The sequence below is a fragment of the Streptomyces sp. DH12 genome, from assembly GCF_020873895.1.
In the GTDB taxonomy this organism is placed as follows: domain Bacteria; phylum Actinomycetota; class Actinomycetes; order Streptomycetales; family Streptomycetaceae; genus Streptomyces.
This window is the reverse complement of the sequence record NZ_JAHWGT010000623.1, coordinates 1-541: the sequence shown is the minus strand read 5'-3', so window position 1 is coordinate 541 and position 541 is coordinate 1. Positions and strand designations below refer to the sequence as shown.

Annotated in this window: 1 protein-coding gene; it reads right to left on the bottom strand. The window is 73.8% G+C overall.

The window, feature by feature from the left end; all coding sequences use genetic code 11:
* Nucleotides 1–472: hypothetical protein (locus LPA54_RS36125; protein ID WP_228984763.1), on the bottom strand; the 472-nt coding region annotated here is incomplete at its 3' end.
* Nucleotides 473–541 lie beyond the last annotated feature (69 nt).

The following is a 541-nucleotide window of genomic DNA, read 5'->3' as shown; positions in this document are numbered from 1 at the left end:
GAACCCGGGTGGCCCGGGGTGACACGAGGCTGTGCAGCAGGACGAGCCCCTTGTCCGTGAGGACGGCTGTGCCCCAGCCGTCGTGGTAGACGGCCCGCACTCTCTCGCCCGGTCGCAGTTCCGCTGCCAGCACGCCCTTGTGGCTGTCCGGAACCCTGTCGGTCCCGACGGCGTCCGCCGGCGCGGCGGTGGGGTCGTGGGCCGGCGGGACGTCACCCGGCGCCGCCGCCCGGACGAGAAGGTCTCCGGTCTTGTCGACCTGCGACCCCCAGAGGGTGACGTACTGTCCGTACACCGACACGTCGACGTTGTGCCGTGCGCCGTGGGCCGGGCCCCGGATCTCCAGCGGCCGGGGCACTCGTGTCACGGTGCTCCGGTTCAGCAGGATCAGCGCGTCCGCGGTCAGCGCGGCATGCCCCGGACCCTGGCGGTACAGGGCCAGCACGGTCTCCTTGGCGCCCAAGGCGCGCAACAGGGCCTCCGCCTCAGGGACCGGAATCGGGGGGAACTGGCGGGCCGCGGCGGTCGCGGTCCGTGGGTC